The sequence below is a fragment of the Glycomyces tarimensis genome (assembly GCF_054776215.1).
This window is the reverse complement of record NZ_BAAHCB010000036.1, coordinates 1-20,140: the sequence shown is the minus strand read 5'-3', so window position 1 is coordinate 20,140 and position 20,140 is coordinate 1. Positions and strand designations below refer to the sequence as shown.

The 20,140-nt window shown below is 69.2% G+C and carries 22 protein-coding genes; 1 reads left to right on the top strand and 21 read right to left on the bottom strand.

The features are described 5' to 3' along the window. Nucleotides 1-67: 67 nt before the first annotated feature. From ACYVK3_RS20920 to ACYVK3_RS20820, 21 genes are all read right to left on the bottom strand, one after another. The gene (locus ACYVK3_RS20920; protein WP_460499287.1) at nucleotides 68-865 is read right to left on the bottom strand and encodes a SigB/SigF/SigG family RNA polymerase sigma factor; all 798 of its coding nucleotides are present in this window, start codon (nucleotides 863-865) and stop codon (nucleotides 68-70) included. Between the two features lie 718 nt (nucleotides 866-1,583). After that, nucleotides 1,584-3,311, bottom strand: a complete 1,728-nt coding sequence (locus ACYVK3_RS20915) for an acyl-CoA mutase large subunit family protein (protein ID WP_460499286.1) — start codon at nucleotides 3,309-3,311, stop codon at nucleotides 1,584-1,586. A gap of 67 nt (nucleotides 3,312-3,378) precedes the next feature. Then, nucleotides 3,379-3,780, bottom strand: coding sequence for a RidA family protein (locus ACYVK3_RS20910; RefSeq protein ID WP_460499285.1), 402 nt, complete (start codon nucleotides 3,778-3,780; stop codon nucleotides 3,379-3,381). Nucleotides 3,781-3,798: 18 nt separating this feature from the next. Beyond that, nucleotides 3,799-4,527 (bottom strand): 1-(5-phosphoribosyl)-5-[(5-phosphoribosylamino)methylideneamino] imidazole-4-carboxamide isomerase, encoded by a 729-nt coding sequence (priA, locus tag ACYVK3_RS20905; protein ID WP_460499284.1) that lies wholly within the window; start codon nucleotides 4,525-4,527, stop codon nucleotides 3,799-3,801. Beyond that, the gene (gene hisH / locus ACYVK3_RS20900) at nucleotides 4,524-5,141 is read right to left on the bottom strand and encodes an imidazole glycerol phosphate synthase subunit HisH (protein ID WP_460499283.1); all 618 of its coding nucleotides are present in this window, start codon (nucleotides 5,139-5,141) and stop codon (nucleotides 4,524-4,526) included. Before hisH ends, priA begins: the two co-directional genes overlap by 4 nt. 9 nt (nucleotides 5,142-5,150) lie before the next feature. After that, nucleotides 5,151-5,312 carry a hypothetical protein gene (locus ACYVK3_RS20895; protein WP_460499282.1) on the bottom strand — a complete coding sequence of 54 codons (162 nt, stop codon included), beginning with the start codon at nucleotides 5,310-5,312 and terminating at the stop codon, nucleotides 5,151-5,153. Beyond that, on the bottom strand, nucleotides 5,309-5,917 hold the full coding sequence (gene hisB / locus ACYVK3_RS20890) for an imidazoleglycerol-phosphate dehydratase (RefSeq protein WP_460499281.1): 609 nt from the start codon (nucleotides 5,915-5,917) through the stop codon (nucleotides 5,309-5,311). Before hisB ends, ACYVK3_RS20895 begins: the two co-directional genes overlap by 4 nt. Further along, nucleotides 5,914-7,065, bottom strand: a complete 1,152-nt coding sequence (locus ACYVK3_RS20885; protein ID WP_460499280.1) for a histidinol-phosphate transaminase — start codon at nucleotides 7,063-7,065, stop codon at nucleotides 5,914-5,916. Before ACYVK3_RS20885 ends, hisB begins: the two co-directional genes overlap by 4 nt. Continuing rightward, nucleotides 7,062-8,366, bottom strand: a complete 1,305-nt coding sequence (gene hisD, locus ACYVK3_RS20880) for a histidinol dehydrogenase (RefSeq protein WP_460499279.1) — start codon at nucleotides 8,364-8,366, stop codon at nucleotides 7,062-7,064. The genes ACYVK3_RS20885 and hisD overlap by 4 nt, the downstream gene beginning before the upstream one ends. 45 nt (nucleotides 8,367-8,411) lie before the next feature. Further along, nucleotides 8,412-9,119 carry a DUF2567 domain-containing protein gene (locus tag ACYVK3_RS20875; RefSeq protein ID WP_460499278.1) on the bottom strand — a complete coding sequence of 236 codons (708 nt, stop codon included), beginning with the start codon at nucleotides 9,117-9,119 and terminating at the stop codon, nucleotides 8,412-8,414. A gap of 55 nt (nucleotides 9,120-9,174) precedes the next feature. Continuing rightward, nucleotides 9,175-10,068 (bottom strand): MinD/ParA family ATP-binding protein, encoded by an 894-nt coding sequence (locus ACYVK3_RS20870; protein WP_460499277.1) that lies wholly within the window; start codon nucleotides 10,066-10,068, stop codon nucleotides 9,175-9,177. 376 nt (nucleotides 10,069-10,444) lie between these two features. After that, nucleotides 10,445-11,389 carry an RluA family pseudouridine synthase gene (locus ACYVK3_RS20865; protein ID WP_460499276.1) on the bottom strand — a complete coding sequence of 315 codons (945 nt, stop codon included), beginning with the start codon at nucleotides 11,387-11,389 and terminating at the stop codon, nucleotides 10,445-10,447. After that, a complete protein-coding gene (locus ACYVK3_RS20860) occupies nucleotides 11,386-12,051 on the bottom strand; it encodes a signal peptidase II (protein WP_460499275.1) in 666 nt (221 codons plus the stop codon). Before ACYVK3_RS20860 ends, ACYVK3_RS20865 begins: the two co-directional genes overlap by 4 nt. Beyond that, the gene (locus tag ACYVK3_RS20855; RefSeq protein WP_460499315.1) at nucleotides 12,024-12,434 is read right to left on the bottom strand and encodes a TraR/DksA family transcriptional regulator; all 411 of its coding nucleotides are present in this window, start codon (nucleotides 12,432-12,434) and stop codon (nucleotides 12,024-12,026) included. Before ACYVK3_RS20855 ends, ACYVK3_RS20860 begins: the two co-directional genes overlap by 28 nt. A gap of 436 nt (nucleotides 12,435-12,870) precedes the next feature. Further along, a complete protein-coding gene (locus ACYVK3_RS20850; RefSeq protein ID WP_460499274.1) occupies nucleotides 12,871-13,482 on the bottom strand; it encodes a hypothetical protein in 612 nt (203 codons plus the stop codon). A 209-nt stretch (nucleotides 13,483-13,691) separates the two neighbouring features. Continuing rightward, nucleotides 13,692-14,627 (bottom strand): DivIVA domain-containing protein, encoded by a 936-nt coding sequence (locus ACYVK3_RS20845; RefSeq protein ID WP_460499273.1) that lies wholly within the window; start codon nucleotides 14,625-14,627, stop codon nucleotides 13,692-13,694. Nucleotides 14,628-14,710: 83 nt separating this feature from the next. Next, nucleotides 14,711-15,004, bottom strand: coding sequence for a YggT family protein (locus ACYVK3_RS20840; RefSeq protein WP_460499272.1), 294 nt, complete (start codon nucleotides 15,002-15,004; stop codon nucleotides 14,711-14,713). A gap of 19 nt (nucleotides 15,005-15,023) precedes the next feature. After that, nucleotides 15,024-15,587 carry a cell division protein SepF gene (locus tag ACYVK3_RS20835; protein ID WP_460499271.1) on the bottom strand — a complete coding sequence of 188 codons (564 nt, stop codon included), beginning with the start codon at nucleotides 15,585-15,587 and terminating at the stop codon, nucleotides 15,024-15,026. 138 nt (nucleotides 15,588-15,725) lie between these two features. Beyond that, nucleotides 15,726-16,436, bottom strand: coding sequence for a YggS family pyridoxal phosphate enzyme (locus tag ACYVK3_RS20830; RefSeq protein WP_460499270.1), 711 nt, complete (start codon nucleotides 16,434-16,436; stop codon nucleotides 15,726-15,728). Beyond that, complete coding sequence (gene ftsZ / locus ACYVK3_RS20825) at nucleotides 16,426-17,541, bottom strand: cell division protein FtsZ (protein WP_460499269.1); 1,116 nt, start codon at nucleotides 17,539-17,541, stop codon at nucleotides 16,426-16,428. The genes ACYVK3_RS20830 and ftsZ overlap by 11 nt, the downstream gene beginning before the upstream one ends. 77 nt (nucleotides 17,542-17,618) lie before the next feature. Continuing rightward, nucleotides 17,619-18,353 carry a cell division protein FtsQ/DivIB gene (locus ACYVK3_RS20820; RefSeq protein WP_460499268.1) on the bottom strand — a complete coding sequence of 245 codons (735 nt, stop codon included), beginning with the start codon at nucleotides 18,351-18,353 and terminating at the stop codon, nucleotides 17,619-17,621. A 95-nt stretch (nucleotides 18,354-18,448) separates the two neighbouring features. Between ACYVK3_RS20820 and ACYVK3_RS20815 the strand changes: the two genes are divergently transcribed. Continuing rightward, nucleotides 18,449-19,372 carry a siderophore-interacting protein gene (locus ACYVK3_RS20815; RefSeq protein WP_460499267.1) on the top strand — a complete coding sequence of 308 codons (924 nt, stop codon included), beginning with the start codon at nucleotides 18,449-18,451 and terminating at the stop codon, nucleotides 19,370-19,372. The last annotated feature ends 768 nt before the right edge of the window (nucleotides 19,373-20,140 follow it).

Sequence of the window (20,140 nt, the reverse complement as noted above, 5' to 3'; positions counted from 1 at the left end):
CACCGGGGCCGAGAAGCGCCGGGAGCGTCCCGACGAATCCGGCCCGGAGGGCGACGACCGTTCGACCTTAGGTCGTAGCGCTGGTGAGGCCCTCGCGCAGCTCGTTGAGCATGCGGTTGAGCAGCCTCGAGACGTGCATCTGCGAGATGCCGACCTCCTCGGCGATCTGCGTCTGGGTCATGTCGCCGAAGTAGCGCAGCGCCAGAATGCGGCGCTCCCGGTCGGGAAGCTCCTGGATGAGCGGCACCAGCGACTCGTGGTTCTCCACGAATTCGAGCGCGGTGTCCTCTTCGCCCATCGACTCGGCCAGCGGGGCGCGCTCCTCGTCCTCGAACGGCGGTTCGTCGAGGGAGACGGCGCGGTAGGCCTGCCTGGCCTCGTAGCCCTCTTCGACTTCGGCCTCGGTGATGTCGAGATGCTCGGCGAGCTCCGCGTTGGTGGCCGGCCTGCCGAGGCGCTGCGCGAGCTCCCCGTTGGCCTGGTTGATCGACAGTCGCAGCTCTTGGAGCCGGCGCGGAACGCGCATCGGCCAGCTGGTGTCGCGGAAGTGTCGGCGCACCTCCCCCATCACCGTCGGGACGGCGTAGGAGAGGAAGTCGGCGCCCTGGTGGGGATCGAAGCGGTCGACCGCGTGGATCAGGCCCACCGAGGCCACCTGCACGAGGTCTTCCTTGGCTATGCCCTTGCCGGAGAACCGCTGAGCGATGTGCTCCGCGAGGGGCAGATAGCCGGTGACAAGCCGGTCGCGTACTTCTGCGCGGCGCGGGTCGCCCTCGTCGAGTTGCTCCAGTTCGTTGAACAGCGGCGCCAGGTGTGCGTATTCGTTCGAGCCGACGCGTCGTTCGGTTGATTGCTTGTCCGCCATGGGAATCCCATCCTGCCCGTTCTCTCTGCCTTGCTCCGGCGCGTCGCGCCGGATCTTGCTTCGTCGTGGGCTTGCCGCGTGAGCGGCGTTGTTCGGAGACATCCGGGGGCGTTCAGTGGAGGGCCGAGTTTGTGAATCTTTTCTTGAAGGCGCTCGTCCCGTGGTGTGGCGACTGGTGTGGCGGCTCGCGCGCCGCCCGATTCACCGACTGTCGGCCACCTCCGGGACGTGGACTCGCGATTCGTTCATGTCATTGAATCAGCGTACTACATCAAGATCACCCCGTCAGCATTTTCTACGGTGAATATTTCTCTGATACCGACAGTGGTGCCCATCATAGTTTCCACTATAAAGGGGCACATGATGGGATGACCAGCAGACCCGGGGCTGTGGGCAGGCACGATACTGCTCAGAAACGGACACCAGCAACAACCTTAACGCGCGGATGATGCCCCACTGGGACCACTGAATCAACGTCTTCGATCATATTCGACATAGAGATGTCGCATATCCGAATAACTATTCAGCGACCAAATGACAAGCATTGTTCATTAAGATGCAACGGCGAGCGCCTTCAATCATATGACGATTCGAGAGGGCGCGCGGTGAAATCGCTGCGCGTCGGCGAGCAGCGCTTCAACGAACCATTGAAAGAAAGGCATGCCTTAGTGACCGGCTCGGCGCACGCGCCGCCGGCACCGCGCTCGTCGCGCGCGCCTCAGATGCGCGCGGGCTCGCGGTATTCGCCCCACTCATCGCGCAGGGCGCCGCAGATCTCGCCGAGGGTGGCCTCGGCGCGGGCCGCGTCGAGCATCGGCTCGATGAGGTTCCCCTCGCCCTTGGCGACCTCGACCATCCGCGCCAGCGCGGCGTCGACCGCGGACTGGTCGCGCCCGGTGCGGCGCCGGTCCAGGACCGCACGCTGCTCGTGCTCGATCTGGTCGGAGATGCGCAGGATCTCCACCTCCGGGGTGACGCTCTCGGTCAGCTCGGTGACGCCGACGATGTGCTTGGCGCCCTCCTCCAGCTGCCGCTGGTAGGTGAAGGCGGCCTCGGCGATCTGGGAGGTGAACCATCCGTCCTCGATGCCCCGCAGGATCCCGGTGGTCACCGGCCCGATCTCGTGGCGGCCTGCGGCCTCTCTGGCGGTCTCGGCAGGGTCGTCGCCGGCTTCGCCGCCGAGCGCGAGGATCTGTTTGAACAGGTCCTCGGCGGCGGCCTCGATCTTGTCGGTGAGGGCCTCGACGTACCAGGAGCCGCCGAGCGGGTCGGCCACATTCGTCACGCCGGTCTCGTCGCGCAGCACCGACTGGGTGCGCAGCGCGATCTCGGCGGACTGGTCGGTCGGCAGGGCGAGGGTCTCGTCGAGCGCGTTGGTGTGCAGGGAGTTCGTGCCGCCCATGACCGCGGCGAGCGCTTCGACGGCGGTGCGCACCACGTTGTTGTACGGCTGCTGGGCCGTCAGGGAGACGCCGGCGGTCTGGGTGTGGAAGCGGAGCCATTGGGCGCGTTCGGTCTTGGCGCCGTAGACCTCCTTCATCCACTTGGCCCAGAGGCGGCGGGCGGCGCGGAACTTCGCGATCTCCTCGAAGAAGTCGATGTGGGCGTCGAAGAAGAAGGACAGGCCCGGCCCGAATCGGTCGACGTCGAGCCCGCGCGAGCGCCCGAGCTCGACATAGGAGAAGCCGTCGGCGAGCGTGAACGCGAGTTCCTGCGCGGCAGTCGAGCCGGCCTCGCGGATGTGGTAGCCCGAGACCGAGAGCGGCTTGTAGCGGGGGATGTTGGCCTCGCAGTACGTCATGAGGTCGCCGATGAGCCGCAGGTGCGGCTCGGGCGGGAACAGCCACTCCTTCTGGGCGATGTACTCCTTGTGGATGTCGGTCTGGAGCGTGCCGTCCAGCACCGACAGGTCCACGCCCTGGCGCTCGGCCGCGGCCAGGTACATGCAGAAGATCGGCACGGCCGGGCCGGAGATCGTCATCGAGGTCGTGGTCGCGCCGAGGTCGATGCCGTCGAACAGCACGTCCATGTCGGCGGTGGAGTCGATGGCGACGCCGCAGTGGCCGACCTCGCCGGCCGACGCCGGCTCGTCGGAGTCGCGTCCCATGAGCGTGGGCATGTCGAAGGCCACGCTGAGCCCGCCGCCGCCCGCGCCGAGGAGCATCTTGTAGCGCTCGTTGGTCTGCTTGGCGTTGCCGAATCCGGAGAACTGCCTGATCGTCCAGGCTCGGCCTCGGTAGCCGGTGGGGTAGAGCCCGCGCGTGTAGGGATACTCGCCCGGCCAGCCGATCCGCTCCATCCGCGGGTCGGCGACTCCTTCGGGCGGACCGTAGGCGGGGTCGACCTCCATTCCCGACAGCGTCGTGAAGTCGGCCTGCCGCTTGGCGGCGGACGCGTAGCGCTTCTCCCAGCGCTCGCGGGCTTCGGCGATCTCCTCAGGGTCCACGGCGGTACCTCCTCTCAACTCAGACTACCCGTCTACTGAACGGTCGTTAAGGCACCTGGAGTCGAATTTAGTCGATGTCCCGCCACGCGCGGAAGGCCTCCAGTTCGACGGCGACGAGTTGGCCGGGGTGCAGCAGCCGGGACACGGTGACGACGGTGGCCGTGGGCTTCACCACACCGAAGAACTCGCCGTGGACGCGGCCCACCGGGTCGGCGTGGGCGGGATCGGTGACGTACAGCCGCGAGCGCACCACGTCGGTGACGCTCGCCCCGGCGTGCACCATCGCGTCGAGCGCGGTACGGAACGCCTCTTTCGCCTGCGCCGCGGGATCGTCGAGGAGGCTCGGACGGCCGTCGACGTCGGCGGTGCAGGCGCTGGTGACCACCAGCGGCCCCACCGCCACCGCGCGCGAGTAACCGTAGAGCTGCGCCCACGGCCCCGTCTCCTCTACTCGATGGACCAGGGCCATGTGCGCCTCCCGAGGGTTTTAGAGCTCCTTCAGCAGGTTCAACGCCTCAGCGACCGTGAAGTTACGCTCGTACAGCGCCGTTCCGACGATCGCACCTTCGACGCCGGCGCCGGTCAGGCCCGCCAGCGCGCGCAGGTCGTCGAGCGAGGAGACGCCGCCGGAGGCGATGACGGGCTTGTCGGTGGCCTCGCAGACGCTGCGGAGCAGGTCCAGGTTCGGCCCGGAGAGCATGCCGTCGCTCTTGACGTCGGTGACGACGTAGCGGGCGCAGCCGGCCCGCTCCAGGCGCTCCAGCGTCGCGAACAGCTCGCCGCCCTCCCGTGTCCACCCGCGCGCGGCCAGGCGCCCGCCCTTGACGTCGAGGCCGATGGCGACGCGGTCGCCGTACTCGCCGCAGACACGGTCGCACCACTGGGGGTTCTCCAGGGCGGCGGTGCCGATGTTGACGCGGCGGGCCCCCGAGTCCAGTGCCCGTTTCAGGGTCTCGTCGTCTCTGATGCCGCCGGAGATCTCGACCTCCATGTCGACCTGGGCGACGACCTCGGCCAGCAGCTCGTGGTTGGTGCCGCGTCCGAAGGCGGCGTCGAGGTCGACCAGGTGGAGCCAGGCGGAGCCCTGTCGCTGCCATTCGAGGGCGGCCTCGAGCGGGTCGCCGTACTGCTTGCCGGAGCCGGCGACGCCCTGGACGAGCTGGACGGCTTTGCCGCCGGTGACGTCGACGGCGGGCAGGAGCTGAAGCATACTCATTGCAATCCTCTGATCCAGTTGGCGAGCAGGGCGGCGCCGGCGTCGCCGGACTTCTCGGGGTGGAACTGGGTGGCCGCGACCGAGCCGCGCTCGACGGCGGCCACGAACGGCTCCCCGTGGACGGTGGTGGCGACCAGCGCACCGGGCGGGGCGGTCTTGGCGGCGTAGGAGTGGACGAAGTAGAAGCGCTCGTCCGGGTCGATACCGGCGAACAGGCGCATGCCTTCGGCGGCCTGGAGCGTGTTCCAGCCCATGTGGGGGACGCGCTCGGCCGCGAGTCCCTCGACGCGTCCCTCGAAGACGCCGATGCCTTCGGTCTCGACGCCGTGCTCGACGCCCTCGGCGAACATGACCTGCTCGCCGACGCAGATGCCGAGCACCGGGGTCTCGGCGGCGGCGCGCTCACGCACCACCGCGTCGAGTCCGTGTTCGACGACGCCGGCCATGCAGGCGGCGAAGGCGCCCACGCCGGGCACGACGAGGCCGTCGGCGCGGCGGGCCGCGTCGAGGTCGCTGGTGAGCTCGACATCGCCTCCGGCGCGCTCGAGGGCGCGGAAGGCGGAGCGGAGGTTCCCTGATCCGTAGTCGAACAGGGCCACGGTCGGTTTGGGCACTGCGGGCTCCTAGCCGTAGATGAGGAAGGCGCCGCCGGCGAAGGCGGCCGCGCCGATCAGCGCGCACCCGATCGAAGCGAGGCGTCGGCCGTTCTTGTACAGGGCCACGGCGCCGCCCACGAGGATACCCGCGACGGCCATGAGCAGCATGGGTCCGACGTAGTCGTTCACAGCACGCCCTTGGTGGACGGGATGTCGTCGCCCTCGATGCGGGTGGCGGCCTTGAGCGCGCGCGCCAGGGCCTTGAACTGGGCCTCGATGACGTGGTGCGCGTCGGGCTTCTGGCCCGGATTCGAGGCGCGCAGCACGGTCACATGCAGGCAGATCCGCGCGTGGTAGGCGAAGGACTCGAGGATGTGGCGGGTCATCGACGTCGGGTAGTCGGTGTTGATCATCGGCGCGATGTCGACCGGTTCCTCGTGGACCATGTAGGGCCGCCCCGACAGGTCGACGACGGCGCGGGCGAGGACCTCGTCGAGCGGCACGGAGGCGTCGGCGAAGCGGACGACGCCGGCCTTGTCCCCCAGCGCTTCGGCGAACGCCTGGCCGAGGGCGATCGCGGTGTCCTCCATCGTGTGGTGGGCGTCGATGTGGAGGTCGCCCTTGACGTTGATCTTGAGGTCGAAGCCGCCGTGCTTGCCGAGCTGGTGGAGCATGTGGTCGTAGAAGCCGACGCCGGTGGCGATCGCCACGGTCTTCTCGGTGCCGTCGAGGTCGACGTAGACGTCGACGCTGGTCTCACCGGTGGTGCGGGTGATGTGGGCGGTGCGGCTCACTTGCTCTCCTCGAACAATGCTGGTCGTTGCGCCATGACGGCCTCGAAGGCGTCGAGGACGGCGGTGGTCTCTTCCTCGGTGCCGGCGGTGATGCGCAGGCGGCCGGGCAGGCCGACGTCGCGGATGAGGACACCTCGGTCGAGGACGGCCCTCCATACCTCGGCGGCGTCGCTCAGGCCGCCGACGAGCACGAAGTTCGCGTCGGAGTCCGCGACCGGCAGCCCTTTGGCGCGCAGATTCTTGACGATGCGGTCCCGCTGGTGCTTGAGTTCGTCGACCTCGGCCTGGAGGCGGGGCGCGCAGGCGAGCGCGCCGCGGGCGGCGGCCTGGGTGAGGCTCGACAGGTGGTACGGCAGGCGCACCAGCAGGAGCTTCTCGATCAGCTCGGCGTCGGCGGCGAGGTAGCCGACGCGGGCTCCGGCGAAGGCGAAGGCCTTGCTCATGGTGCGGGTGACCACCAGGCGCGGGCGGCCGTCGAGGCGGCCCAGCGCCGTCGAACGCGGATCGCGGGCGAACTCGGCGTAGGCCTCGTCGACGACGACGATGCCGCGGGCGGCGTCGTAGGCGGCGTCGATGACCTCGGCGCTCAGCGCGGTGCCGGTCGGGTTGTTCGGCGAGACGAGGAAGACCACGTCGGGGTCGTGCTCGCCGATCGCCTCGCGCACGAAGGCCGGGTTGAGCGTGTAGTCGGCCTCGCGGCCGGCGTCGACGAACGCCGTGCCGGTGCCGCGCGCCAGCAGCGGGTGCATCGAGTACGACGGCATGAAGCCGAGCACGGTGCGGCCGGGCCCGCCGAACGCCTGGAGCAGCTGCTGCAGGATCTCGTTGGAGCCGTTGGCGGCCCACACGTTGTCGACGGTGAGGTCGTGGCCCAGGTAGGCGGCGAGGTCTTGGCGGAGCGCGACCGCGTCGCGGTCGGGGTAGCGGTTCAGGCCCCGGATCTCGCGGCCGATGAACTCGGCGACGACCTCGGCGACGTCGTCGGGGATCGCGTAGGCGTTCTCGTTGGTGTTCAGCTGGACCGGCACGTCCAACTGGGGCGCGCCGTACGGCGACTTGCCGCGCAGTTCCTCGCGCAGCAGGTGCTCGATCTCGCTCGCCCGCCCGTCATCCGCCGATGCCCGAACCGGAGTGAATCCTGTACTCATTCGAACCTCGCCGAGACCGCTTCGCCGTGGCTGGGCAGGTCCTCGGAGTTCGCGAAGGTCACGACATCGCCGGCGACGGCTTCGAGGGCCTCGCGCGAGTAGTCGACGATGTGGACGCCGCGCAGGAAGGTGTGGACGCTGAGCCCGGCCGAGTGGCGGGCGCACCCGCCGGTGGGCAGGACGTGGTTGGACCCGGCGCAGTAGTCGCCGAGGGATACCGGCGAATAGGCGCCGACGAAGATCGCCCCGGCGTTGCGGACGCGGTCGGCCAGCTCGCGGGCGCCGGCGCACTGGATCTCCAGGTGCTCGGCGGCGTACGCGTCGGCGACGGCGACGGCCTCGTCCAGATCGGCGACGAGGATCGTCCCGGACTGCTCCCCCGCCAACGCGGTCGCGATGCGCTCGCGGTGGCGCGTGGCCGGGACGCGGCGCTCGAGTTCGGCGTCGACGGAGTCAGCGAGCTCGGGCGAGTCGGTGATGAGGACGCTCGCGGCGGCCGGGTCGTGCTCGGCCTGGCTGATGAGGTCGACCGCGACGTGCGCGGGGTCGGCCCCGGCGTCGGCGATCACGGCGATCTCGGTGGTGCCGGCCTCGGCGTCGATGCCGACCAGCCCCTTGACGGCGCGCTTGGCGGCGGTGACGTAGATGTTGCCGGGGCCGGTGATCATGTCGACCGGTTCGCACTCGTCGGTGCCGTAGGCGAACATGCCGATCGCGGTGGGCCCGCCGACGGCGTAGACCTCCTCGATGCCGAGGAGCCCGGCGACGGCGAGGATGCCGTTGTCGGGCAAGCCGCCGTTGGTCCGCTGCGCGGGCGAGGCGAGCGCGATGGAACCGACGCCGGCGATCTGGGCCGGGACGACGTTCATGATCACGCTGGAGGCGAGCACGGCGAGGCCGCCGGGGGCGTACAGGCCGACGCGGCCGACCGGGACGTACCGCTCGGTGACGACGCCGCCGGGCGCGACCTCGGTGACGACCTCGGGGAGGCGCTGCGCCTCGTGGGCCGCCCGGACCCGGTCGATCGAGGTGGCGTAGGCGCGCCTGAGGTCCTCGTCGAGGTCCTGCACGGCCGCTTTGACGGCGGACTCGGGGACGCGCAGGTGCTCCAGATGCACGCCGTCCCACTGCTCGACGGACTCGACGACGGCCGCCTTGCCGCGCTCGGCGATGTCGTCGAGCAGCGGTTGGATCTGCCGCAGGGCGGCGTTCACGTCGAACGCGGCGCGCGGCAGCAGCCCGCGCAGGGCGCGGGCGGAGTATTCGGCTACTGCTCCGGAGAGTTCAATGCGTCTGAGCACGCTACAAGCCTAGTTGGCGCCGATTCCCGCGCGAAAGGTATACCGCTATTCGGGAACGTCCGACCGAAGACTGGACCGACGTGACCAACCTGCGCAAACGGTGTAAGTGAAGGCCGCCGCGAGGGCCATGACGGCGAGCCCGCCGAGCTGGAGCGAGGCGAGCGCGTCTGTGAAATGCCCGACCTTGAGGGCCTGCCAGGCGGCGGCCGGGTCGAGCTCGACGAACAGGACCGACGGCGGGCGCCACATGTGGAGGCCGGGCGGGGCGGCGCGCATGGCGTCCCAGAAGGCGTCCCATTCCGCGGTGCCGATGCGCCAGGCGACGACCTGGCAGGCGACCGAGCCGACGACGAGGCCGAGGAGCGCGATCGGGCCGCGCCGGGCGCGCATGGCCGTCCAGGCGACGAGGGCGGCGACGATGCCGAGGACCAGTCCCATGCCGGCGAAGTAGAGGTCGGCCAGGAGGTACTCGTCGGGGTAGGGCTCGACGCCGACCCAACCGCCCTCGACGGTGATGAACTCCACCCTGGGGGTGACGGTCTGCCACAGCATCGCGAAGGGGAAGCCCAGGGCGGTGAGGACCACGGCCAGGGCTCCGGAGGCGAGCAGGTCGCTCCCGAGCGTGCGCCGGTCGCCCCCGGTGGGCGTTTCGGCGACCGCTGCTCCCGGCCTTCCGGGCTCGGCGTCCTGGACATCGGAGGGGAGGGCCTCGGCGGGCCGCAGTTCGGCGGTGCGTTCGGCGTCGTCTGTCACGGGCACGATCCTGCCACAGCGATGCAAGGCACGCCCGCGGTGCGTCCGCCTGTTCCTAGAGGCCGTCGATAATGGTGGCCGCGGCCTCGAACCAGGCGGTGCGCGTGGCGGGACGCAGGCCGGAGAACTCGATCTTCGCGCCGGGCTCCAGGGCCGGGTCGTAGGGCACGACGGCGACCGAACGGGTGCGCGAGCCGAAGTGCCGGCGCAGATCGTCCAACAGCGGCCCCGAGTTCGGCGTCGGCATCGACAGGAGCGTGACGGCGTTCTTCACGAGGTGCCCGTAGCCGTTCTCCTCGAGCAGGTCGAGCATCCAGTCGGCGGAGAACGCGGCGTCCTCGCGGGGCACGGTCGTGACGACGAGTCGGTCGACCGAGGAGACGACGGTGCGCCAGTTCGCGGATTCGACGTTGTTGCCGGTGTCGATGCAGACGATCTGGTGGGTGCGGGTGAGGATGTCGAGCACGCGCAGGACCGTGGTCGGGTCGAGCTGGCGCTGGAGCTTCGGGTCCTCGTCGCCGGCGAGGACGTCGAAGGAGCCGTCGGCGGAGTGGCGCAGGAACTCGTCGAGGTGCTCGGGCAGGTGGACGCCCGCCGCCTCGACCTCGTTCAGGTGCTCCACGAGATGGCGGATGGTGCGCCCGTGCCGGGCCGAGCCGGCACGCAGGCCGAGGGTGCCGCGCAGCTCGTTGTCGTCCCAGGCGATGACGCCGCCGTCGCGGGCGGTGCCCATGGCCGCGGCCGACAGGACGGTGGCGGTGGTCTTGTGCACGCCGCCCTTGGGGTTGATGAAGGCGATGACCTGGCTGCGGCCGAGATCGCGGCGCAGCCGCTCCATGGTGGCGGGACTGGGCCCGGTCGGCTGCGGAGTCTGGTGCCTGACGGAGGAGGGCGGCAGACCCTGCGGCACGCGCGGCGGTGTCTGCGGCGGCGGCATCTGCTGCGGCACCGGCCTCCGACCGGCCGAAGGCGCGGACGTCGGCGGCGGTGCGGCGGGCGGAGAAGCATAGGTCTCGCGCGGCGGCGGCGTCGGCGTCTGCTGCGCACCGCCTCGGCCCCGTCCTCGTCCCAGCAAATTCCGCCATCGCGAACCCGCATCCGGGCGTTCGCTCCAAGCTTCGGGTGAGCCCACGCGCAACCTCCTCTCGGCCAGGCTGAATAACGAGCCTTCCCCGGCCGGATAACTACCACCCGCGACTATTAGAACACAACGATTCCTCAAGGCCCGGCGTGAATCGCGGGCGCGCGGGCCCGGTCGGGGAGACGTGCGTTACCCGGCGCGACCTTGCACCGGGCAGTCAGTACAAGTGAAGTCTAGTGGCTCCTCATTGCTCCGCCCGCAACCGCGCCAGGGCGGCGGCGAGATCCTCGGGGTAATCACTCTCGAAGGTGACCGGCCGGCCGGTGCCCGGGTGGACGAACTCGAGCCGATAGGCGTGCAGCCATTGCCTGCTCAGGCCCAGCTTCTCGGTCATCGTCGGGTCGGCGCCGTAGGTGGAGTCGCCGACGAGCGGGTGCCCCAGGGCCGAGAAGTGGACCCGGATCTGATGGGTGCGGCCGGTCTCCAAGCCGACATCCATCAGGGACGCACCCGGGAAGACCTCGATCGTGTCGTAGTGGGTGACGCTCGGCTTGCCGCCGGCCACGACCGCCCACTTGTAGTCGTGGCGCGGGTGGCGCCCGATCGGCGCGTCGACCGTGCCCGACAGCGGATCGGGGTGGCCTTGGGCGATGGCGCGGTAGCGCTTGGTGACCCGGCGCTCCTTGAAGGCCCGCTTGAGCTCGGAGTAGGCGCGTTCGCTCTTGGCGACGACCATGAGGCCCGAGGTGCCGACGTCCAGGCGGTGCACGATGCCCTGGCGTTCCTCGGCGCCGTAGGTCGACAGGCGGTGCCCCGCGGCGGCGAGGCCGCTGGTGACCGTGGGACCGGTCCAGCCGGGGCTCGGGTGGGCCGCGACGCCGACGGGCTTGTCGACCACGACGATGTCCTCGTCGGAGTGGACGACGTCGAGGCCGTCGACCGGTTCGTCGGCGAACGCCTGGACGTCCTCTGGCGGGGGCGGCAGCGTCACCTCCAGCCAGGCGCCGGCGCTGACGCGCTCGGATTTCGTCGCGCACGAGCGGCCGTCGACGGTCACGTCCCCGGCCGTGACGAGCTCGGCCGCGACGGTGCGCGACAGGCCCAGCAGCCGCGAGACGACCTGGTCGACGCGCTGGCCTTCGAAGCCCTCGGGAATCGGCAGCGAGCGCGTGGGGCGCTCGGTGATCACTGCTCGTCCTCTTTCCCCGCGGCCTGGCGCGCGGCCGGCGAGAAGCCGTGCCCCGTGAGCTCCAGCAGCACGATCAGGATGACGCCGCACACCAGCGCGGAGTCGGCCGCGTTGAAGATCGGGAAGGCCTGGCCGTGTGGCTGGAACACGCTGATGAAGTCGACGACGTGGCCCTGCCCGAAGTGGCCGTCCGTCGGGTTCGACGGATCCGACGGCGCGCGGAAGACGCGGTCGATGAGGTTCCCGGCGGCGCCGCCGAGGACCAGGCCGATCGCGATCGCCCACGCCGGGTAGACGATCTTGCGCGCCAGGAAGATGAGGAAGACGACGACGCAGGTGGCGATGATCGCCAGGACCCACGTGTAGTCGGTGGCGATGCTGAACGCCGCCCCGGGGTTGCGCGTGAGGCTGAGGTACACCAGCCCGCCGAACAGGCGGTCCGGATCGGCCGGGTCGAGTCCGTTGACCGCGAGGGTCTTCGTCCACTGGTCGAGCCCGATCGCGACCGCCGCGATGAGATAGGCGGCCAGCATGAGGCCCGGCCGGCGCTTCGGGGCGCGACCCGGGGGTTCGGCGGTATCGTCGTCTCGCTCCGTGCGACCGGTCATCTCGGTGTCGGGCTGCGTGTCCTCGCTCAGCGTCGCTCCTCCAGCTGTTTGCAACTGACGCAGAGAGTAGCCGACGGGAAGGCGGCGAGACGAGCCGCCGGGATGGGTTTACCGCACTTCTCACAGATGCCGTAGTCGCCGTCGTCGAGGCGCTCGAGCGCGTGGCTGACCTGGCGGATCCGCTCGGAGATGGCGCCCGCGACGGCCACCTCGTGCTCGTGCTCGACGGTCTTGGAGCCCGAGTCGATCTGGTCGTCGCCGGCGGTGTCGGAGAGGCGCTCGCGCTGCGCGGTGGCGATCGAGTCGATGAAGCGCTCCTGCTCCTCCACGAGCTCGTCGAGCCGCTCTTTGAGCGCGGCGCGCAGCTCGGCCTGTTCTGAGTCGGTGCGCAGCGGTTCGGCCTCGGCGGGGGCCCCCGTGGGGACCGTCTCTCGCACCGCCTTCTTCGCGGCGGCCTTCTTGGCCGGCTGTTTGGAGGCGGCCTTGCTCGGGGCGGCGTGCCCAGCGGACGACTTTGCCGCGGTGGCCTTCTTCACCGCTTTCTTGGCCGCCTTCTTCGCGGCGGCCTGGTTCGGTGTCTTCTTCGCTGCACTCATGACGGGCCTCTGGAGGGATGTGTCGGTGTTGGTTCCGGTCGGTGCCGGGTAGGCCGCGAACGCGCACACGGTTCCTCCCCGGCTGTGCTCAGGGCGGTGGCGTTCGGCATCGTGGCTCCCCATATCGCGTACCTCTTGACACCTCGTCAAGACGAGGACAATGCGCGGTGGGGTCCGTCGAGACGGACGCACGCCGCGCAATTAAGCACACAGGATACGCAAGACCTGCAACTAGGTCAATTACTTCGGGAACTTGGACCCGGACTGTGCGTGCCGGTCAGCGAACGGGGGCGGGCGCCATGAGGAGCCGCGAGGCGGGCTCGCAGAGGGAACAGGGGGTGAAGCCGAGTTCGACCGCCTCGGCCACGGGCAGGGGCTCGGGGTCGCGCCCGACGAGGTGGACGCAGCTCGGCGCGTGGAAGCGCGGGCGGCCGTCGACGACGGCGACCTCGGCGTCGAGGCGCATGAGCGCGGCGGCGTCGACGCGGGTGATGCGCTGCTCACTGGGCTCGTCCCGCAGGTCGGGGACGCTGTCGGCGGCGTGGGAGCCCGCGGCGACGCGCTTCGGCGGGGTCTCGAAGCGGATCTCCGGCTCGCGGTCCACCGCGTAGTCGGTGGGTTCGAAGACGCGCCCGGCGATGACGGGGAGCTCGGTGGTGGGCGTGTCGTCGAGCCCGATCCGGGTGAGTTCCTGCGTGTCGTCGGCGGCGGGGCGGCGGCGAGGAAGGCTCGGTCGAGGGGCGCGGCTGCGGGCGCCGATGTAGAGGGCGACGCCGGCCGCGAGGCTCGCCGCGATCGACGAGTAGAGCAGCTGGTTGTTGCCGGTGATCAGACCGATGGTCAACAAGACCGCCGCAGTGACGAGGATCAGCAGGCTGCTGACGATCACGACGAGTCGCCTCCCCAGCGCGGCGGGTCTCCACCCGGCCGCGCATTTCGAGCGGCCCGAGGGGGCCGCGTCATCCGAACGCATGCGTGGCGGTGAGGGCGGCCCCCTTGAAGGAAGGAGGCACCCTCACCTGCTCACTCACGTCTAACGAGGCGATGCCCGTTCAGGTTACGGCCTGGAGACGGCTCAAAACGAGGGGCAGGGAGGGTTCATCCACGCGTCGGCAGTCCGGCGAAGCCGCCGGATCGTGCCGCCGGCGTCTTGCCCGTCCGCTCGCTCTCCACGCTCTCGGCGGCCTGCTCGTAGACCTCCTCCTCGCTGGAGGCCTGCTGCCCGTTGAGGTCGCGCAACTGGCTCTCCAGGTACAGCTTGAGGCGGGTGCGGTACTCGCGCTCGAAGGTCTTGAGCTCCTCGATGTGCTTGAGCAGCGAGGCGCGCTTGTTCTCCAAGGCGCCCATGACCTTCTGACGCTCCTGCTCGGCCTCGATCTCGAGCCGCTCGGCCTTGTCGCGGGCCTGGCCGACCAGGTCCTCGGCCTGCGTGCGGGCCTCGGTGACCATGGTCTCGGCCTCGCGCTGGGCCTCGGACATCATCGTCTTGGACTCGCGCTGGGCCTCGGACATCATCGCCTTGGCCTCGCGGTGCGCCTCGGACACCAGCGTGTCGGCCTCACGGCGGGAGTCCTCGAGGTGCTCGTCGGCGGTGCGCTGCGCGACCATGAGGAGACGCAGGGCCTCCTGCTCGCCGCCCTGGCCCATGCCGTCGCCCTGCGAGCCGCGCTGCTGCGAGGCCTGCTGGAGCTGCTGCTGAAGCTGCTGCTGAAGCTGCTGGGCGGCCACCATCTGCTGGTGGCTGTCGTGCAGTTCGGCTTCCAGCTCCTGGAGCTGCTGCTCCATGGCGTGCTTCTCCCGCTGCACTCGGTCGAGCGCGGCGGCCATCTCGGCGTGGTCGGCGGCCCCGGGGGGAGCACCGGCGCGGAGGCTTTCGATCTGAGCGCGAAGTTCGCCGTTCTCATCGCTGAGGCGAGCGAGTTCCCGCTCCACCTCGTCGAGGAAACCGTCGACCTCGTCCTCGTCGTATCCGCGCTTTCCGAGCATGGGTTTCTTGAACGTGACGTTGTGAACGTCTGCTGGGGTCAGCGGCATTCGAAACTCCTTCTCAGCTATTAGCCTGGCGGCCAGGGCCACTCGACACCATAACCGGGTCTCGCACCACACCCCCGCCACCGCTACGAGATCTGTCTCCCGATGACGAAGTCCATCAGGATCCACACGATCAAGAGCAGCGCCAGGAACGCCAGATCAATCGATACAGTACCAAGCCTCAGGGGAGGGAGCACCTTCCTCAACCCCTTCAGGGGAGGGTCGGTCACGCTGAACACGGTCTCCAGCAGCGCCGCGGCCCGAGCACTGGGCTGCCAGCGACGTGAGAACTGGATCACCACGCTGCCGACCAGACGCGCGAGGAGGAACAGGTAGAACGCGAAGAGCGCCAGATAGATCAGCTGAAGAGCGAGGTTCACGGTCAGCAGTATCCCTCAGTCAGGACTGGTTGAAGAAGCCGCCCTCGGCGATCTTCGCCTTGTCTTCGGCGGTCACCTGGACGTGCGGGGGCGAGAGCAAGAACACGCGGTTCGTCACACGCTCGAACGAACCGCGGGTGCCGAAGATCAGGCCGGCGGCGAAGTCGACGAGGCGCTTGGCGTCCGCCTCCTCCATCTCCGAGAGGTTCATGATCACCGGGGTGCCGTCGCGGTAGCGCTCACCGATGGTACGCGCCTCGTTGTACGTGGTGGGGTGCAGGGTGGTGATCCGGTAGTTCGTCGGGGACTCCTCCTCCGGAACGGCGCGCACCGGCGACGTGTCGGCCAGGGCGAGGTTGTCGCGGGTCAGCGGGGTGACCGAGCCGGAGCCGCGATTGAGCTGCCGGACGGTGCCGGTGCCGCGGTCCTCACGGCCGAGCCGGCCGGTGGTGCGCTGGGTGTGGCGGCTGCGGGCCGGTTCCTCATCAGCGAACTCGTCGTTGTCGTCGTAGGCCGAATAGCCGCGGTCCTCCTCGTCTTCGATGAGGCCGAGCCATACGCCTGCCTTCCGCATCGCGCCCATCGATCGTGCTCCCTCCTCGGGCCGCCCCTGTTGAGTCAGGTACGCGGTCTCATCCTAGCGCCGACTCCTTAAACGGATGTGTTTTTACTGCGATATTCGACCGCCTTCGACGGCTGAATGCTCCGATAGTCCAATACCTTACGTCATGACTTCACGTTCGCCGAGCACGTTTCTGCCGAGTCTGACCATTGTGGCCCCACAGGCGACGGCGGCGGCGAAGTCGCCGCTCATCCCCGCCGAGATCTCGGTCGCCGAGGACTCGACCGAACGGACGGTCTGGGAGCATTCGGCAAGGAGCTCAAAGGCTTTGACCGGCTCCCAGTCGATCGGGGCGACGGCCATGACGCCCCGCAGCCGAAGCGATCCGGCCTCGGCGACGCGTTCGGCGAGTGCGCTCAGATCTGAGAGGAGAACGCCGCCGCGAGAAGTGTCGCCGTCGAGGCTCACTTGGAGCAGCGCCTCGATCATCCGGCCTTGCGCGGCCGCGGCGGTGTCGAGGGCGTCGACGAGGCGGATTCGGTCGACGGAATGGATCAAGTCGGCGTAGCGGGCGACCGAACGGGCCTTGTTGCGCTGCAGCTGGCCGACGAAGTGCCACACCGGCTCGATCCCGAGGCGTTCGAGCTCGGCGGCCTTCGGCGCGGCCTCCTGGTCGCGGTTCTCCCCCAGGTCGGCCTGGCCGAGTTCGACCAGCGCCGCCGCGTCGGAGGCGGGAAACGTCTTGGTGACGGCGATGAGCCGCACCGATTCCGGTTCGCGGCCGGCCTCCCGGCAGGCCGATGCTATGGCGTCGCGGGTACGGACCAGATTGGCCCGCAACTGCTCTCGGCGGTCGGCGTCAGGAGCCATTCTTGAGGAAGTCCGGAACGTCCACGTCGTCGAACAGCACCTTGCGCGGCTCGGGAGCCGATTCGCGCACCGGCTCCGGCTCGGCGGCCGGCTCGGGCCGCTCCGGCTCCGGGACGCTGCTGGGAATCCGGCTGGGCTGGGCCAGTTCGAACTCGGCCTCGTCCTGCTCGAATCCGGCGGCGATGACCGTCACCCGCGCCTCCTCGCCGAGGGCGTCGTCGATGACGGCGCCGAAGATGATGTTCGCGTCGGTGTGGGCGCAGTCGGAGACGAGTTCGGCGGCATCGTTGATCTCGAACAGGCCGAGATCCGAGCCGCCCGCGATCGACAGCAGGACGCCGTGGGCGCCTTCCATGCTCTGCTCCAGCAGCGGCGACTCGATCGCGGCTCGGGCCGCCTCGACGGCGCGATTCTCACCGCGCGCGGAGCCTATGCCCATCAGGGCGGAGCCGGCGCCGCTCATGACGCTCTTGACGTCGGCGAAGTCGAGGTTGATCAATCCCGGCGTGGTGATCAGATCGGTGATGCCTTGGACACCGGAGAGCAGCACCTGGTCGGCGAGGCGGAAGGCGTCCATCATCGAGATGGTGCGGTCGCCGAGGTGCAGGAGGCGGTCGTTCGGAATCACTATGAGCGTGTCGCACTCGTTGCGGAGATCCTCTATTCCCGACACGGCCTGAGTCTGGCGCCGCTTGCCCTCGAAGGCGAACGGGCGCGTGACCACGCCGATGGTCAGTGCCCCGAGCTTGCGCGCGATATTGGCGATGACGGGCGCGCCACCGGTGCCGGTGCCGCCGCCCTCGCCGCAGGTCACGAAGACCATGTCGGCGCCCTTGAGGACCTCTTCGATCTCGTCGCGGTGATCTTCGCACGCCTTCGCGCCGACCTCCGGATTGGCCCCGGCGCCGAGGCCCCGGGTCAGTTCCCGTCCGACGTCGAGCTTGACGTCGGCATCGCTCATCAGCAGTGCCTGGGCATCGGTATTGATGGCTATGAACTCGACGCCCTTGAGCCCCGCCTCGATCATCCGGTTGACAGCATTGACGCCGCCGCCTCCGACTCCAACGACTTTGATGACGGCGAGGTAGTTGTGCGGTGGTGTCATCGCGGCTGCCTTCCTTCCCTGACCGGCCCCATGGTGCGACAAACGAGAGGTGCGAACACGCCCCGTTCCCCCTAACGCTAACTCACAGAGGGGGCATCTGGTGCGCTGACATCGACATGTTCGTACCCGCTCTCCAACAATCGAGTGGCGACGAGGGATTTCTCCTCGTTCTCCGAGCCGTCGCCCCAGCGGAGCGTCCGTCCATCTTCGAGATAGAGAGTCACCCCAGCCGGAGACGGTGTCTCGACCCGTTCGACCATGTCAGCGAGGTCGGAGGGAAGTGCTTGCAGGACTTTGAGGGTCTCGATGGTGGCCAGGTCGCCCGGTCCTGGGGCGGAGAGTTCGACGTTCCAAATTGTCTCGGGGATTTCGGCGACTTCGTCGAAGACGACTCCTTCGGAATCGACCATGAGAAAAGTCTCTTCGCCCGCCGGCACGGCGAGATATGGTTCGCGCTCAGTGACCTCGATGCGGATCGCAGTCGGCCACGCGCGCGACACCGCTACTGATTTCACTGCGGGCAACGAGGCGACTTCAGTTGCGATGGCGTCGAGATCGGCGCGGAGGATGGAGCGATCGACGTAATCGTCCGCGGCAGCGGACACCTCGGCGGGGTCGAGGACGCTGGTGCCGGAGACGCGGACGTCATCGACGGCGAACAGCGGCGTGCCCCAGACGATTCCCAAAAAGACGGCGCCGAGCGCCACCACGGCGGCGATCCACAGCCTGAGCCGGCGATTGGGCATGCGGCGGCGCACCACGTGGACGAGCCGCCACGGGCTTTGCTCGGACTCTTCGCGTCGACCGCGCATCGCTCGATGATGCCATGTGAAGGCCCGACAGGGGTGGCGACATGCCGACGGGCTCGTATAAGGTTAGCCAAACCTAATTCTCTTGGAGGAGCAGCGTGACGACACAGACCGTAGGACTCGCCCTCAACACTGTACGACCCTGGCAGCCTTTCCCCTGCCGCGTCAAGGAGTTGCGGCGATTGAGCCCCTCGTTCCTGCGCGTCACCTTCGCCTCCGACGAGCTGCGCCGGTTCGCCGACAACGGCTACGACCAGCGCTTCAAGCTCATCTTCCCGGCCGAGTCGTGCGGTTTCGAGAAGTTGCCGATGAGCGATCGGTGGTACTCCGAGCTGCGGGAGCTGCCCGATGACGAGCAGTGCAGCGTCCGCACCTACACCGTACGGGCAGTACGGCCCGAGCTCGGCGAGGTCGATGTGGACATGGTGATTCACGAGCCGCAGGAGGGCCACCGGGCACCCGCGCTGCGGTGGGCGCTCAACGCCGAGATCGGCAGCGAGCTCGTCCTGCTGGGTCCGGACGCGCGCTACGAAGGCCCGCACGGGGGCATCGACTTCAATCCCCCCGAGGACGCCGAGCTCCTTCTGGGCGGCGATGAGACGGCGGCGCCGGCGATCGCGGCGATTCTGGAACGGCTGCCGATCACGGCACGCGGCAAGGTCTTCATCGAGGTGCCCGAAGTCGCGGACGCGCTGGCGCTGGACGCGCCGCCGGAGGTGGAGGTCCACTGGCTGCCCAGAGAGGGCGCGCAGTGGGGCGAGAAGCTCATCCCGGCCGTGGCCGAGGCCGCCGCCGGGCTGGAGATGCAGGCGACGCTCGATGAGGTCGAGGACGTCGACGTGGACACCGAGACCCTTTGGGACGCCCCGGAGCAGGTCGGGGCGTGCGCGTCGTATGTGTGGATCGCCGCCGAGGCCGGAGTGGTGAAGTCCCTGCGCCGCACGATCCGGCAGGGCCTGGGACTGCCGAAGGAGTGCGGGGCGTTCATGGGCTACTGGAGGCTCGGTCGCGACGCCGATTGAGCGACGCGTACTGAACTGTGCTGTGGGAGGGCGAGTCGGGCACGCCGATCCGGCGGGCCGTCCCCTCCCCAGCTCGCTCCTTGTCCTCGAAATGCCGGAGCAGTGCACGGGAACCCGAGTTATCGATGGTGGATGCCGCACCACGGTGTCGCCCTCACGGCGTACGTTGGCGAACCGGCCTCGCGCCATTTCATCTTCCATCGGATCAGCTGACATCTTGGATGGCCTCTCTATATAGACCTCTCTATATAGATGGCAGTTCGGTTCGGGGCGGTGCCTGACCGGCATGGCCGATCCGAGCGGCGGGCGTTCGGGAGGTGCGTTGGGCGCGGGCCGGGGCAGGTGGCCGGATGGGGCGGGTGGCCGGAGGGGGCCGGTGGCCGGAGGGGGCGGGTGGCCGGAGGGGGCCGGTGTGGTGGCCTCCGCGCCTGGAGGGGGCCGGTGTAGCGGCCTCCGCGCCTGGGGAGGCCTGAAATGGAACTTGGGGCGCTGGCGGGAGCAAGGTGGGCGGATGGTTGTGCTGCCCCAAGGGCGTCAGCGACGGAGAGGTGGAGTCTTTTGTGGAGGTCGGGTTGGCGGGCCACCGGGGGGCTTGGGGCGCAGGCCGAGGCGGTGACCCTTTGTCCGGGTTATCTTGCGGGGCAATGCGGTTCGATGGTTCCGGCCATGGAAACGTGAGGGTTTTCCCACCCTAATGGGTGATGACAAAGCGTCTGTGACCTGGGAGAATAGAGGTATAGCACGAACCGGCGGAAACAGCAGGTTCGT

Coding starts and splice junctions, on each gene's coding strand:
- ACYVK3_RS20885 (WP_460499280.1), bottom strand. CDS start 7,065: ATGAGTACAGGATTCACTCCGGTTCGGGCATCGGCGGATGACGGGCGG.
- ACYVK3_RS20820 (WP_460499268.1), bottom strand. CDS start 18,353: ATGCGCGGTCGACGCGAAGAGTCCGAGCAAAGCCCGTGGCGGCTCGTC.
- ACYVK3_RS20835 (WP_460499271.1), bottom strand. CDS start 15,587: ATGGGCGCGATGCGGAAGGCAGGCGTATGGCTCGGCCTCATCGAAGAC.
- ACYVK3_RS20845 (WP_460499273.1), bottom strand. CDS start 14,627: ATGCCGCTGACCCCAGCAGACGTTCACAACGTCACGTTCAAGAAACCC.
- ftsZ (WP_460499269.1), bottom strand. CDS start 17,541: ATGACACCACCGCACAACTACCTCGCCGTCATCAAAGTCGTTGGAGTC.
- priA (WP_460499284.1), bottom strand. CDS start 4,527: ATGAGTATGCTTCAGCTCCTGCCCGCCGTCGACGTCACCGGCGGCAAA.
- ACYVK3_RS20830 (WP_460499270.1), bottom strand. CDS start 16,436: ATGGCTCCTGACGCCGACCGCCGAGAGCAGTTGCGGGCCAATCTGGTC.
- ACYVK3_RS20910 (WP_460499285.1), bottom strand. CDS start 3,780: ATGGCCCTGGTCCATCGAGTAGAGGAGACGGGGCCGTGGGCGCAGCTC.
- ACYVK3_RS20920 (WP_460499287.1), bottom strand. CDS start 865: ATGGCGGACAAGCAATCAACCGAACGACGCGTCGGCTCGAACGAATAC.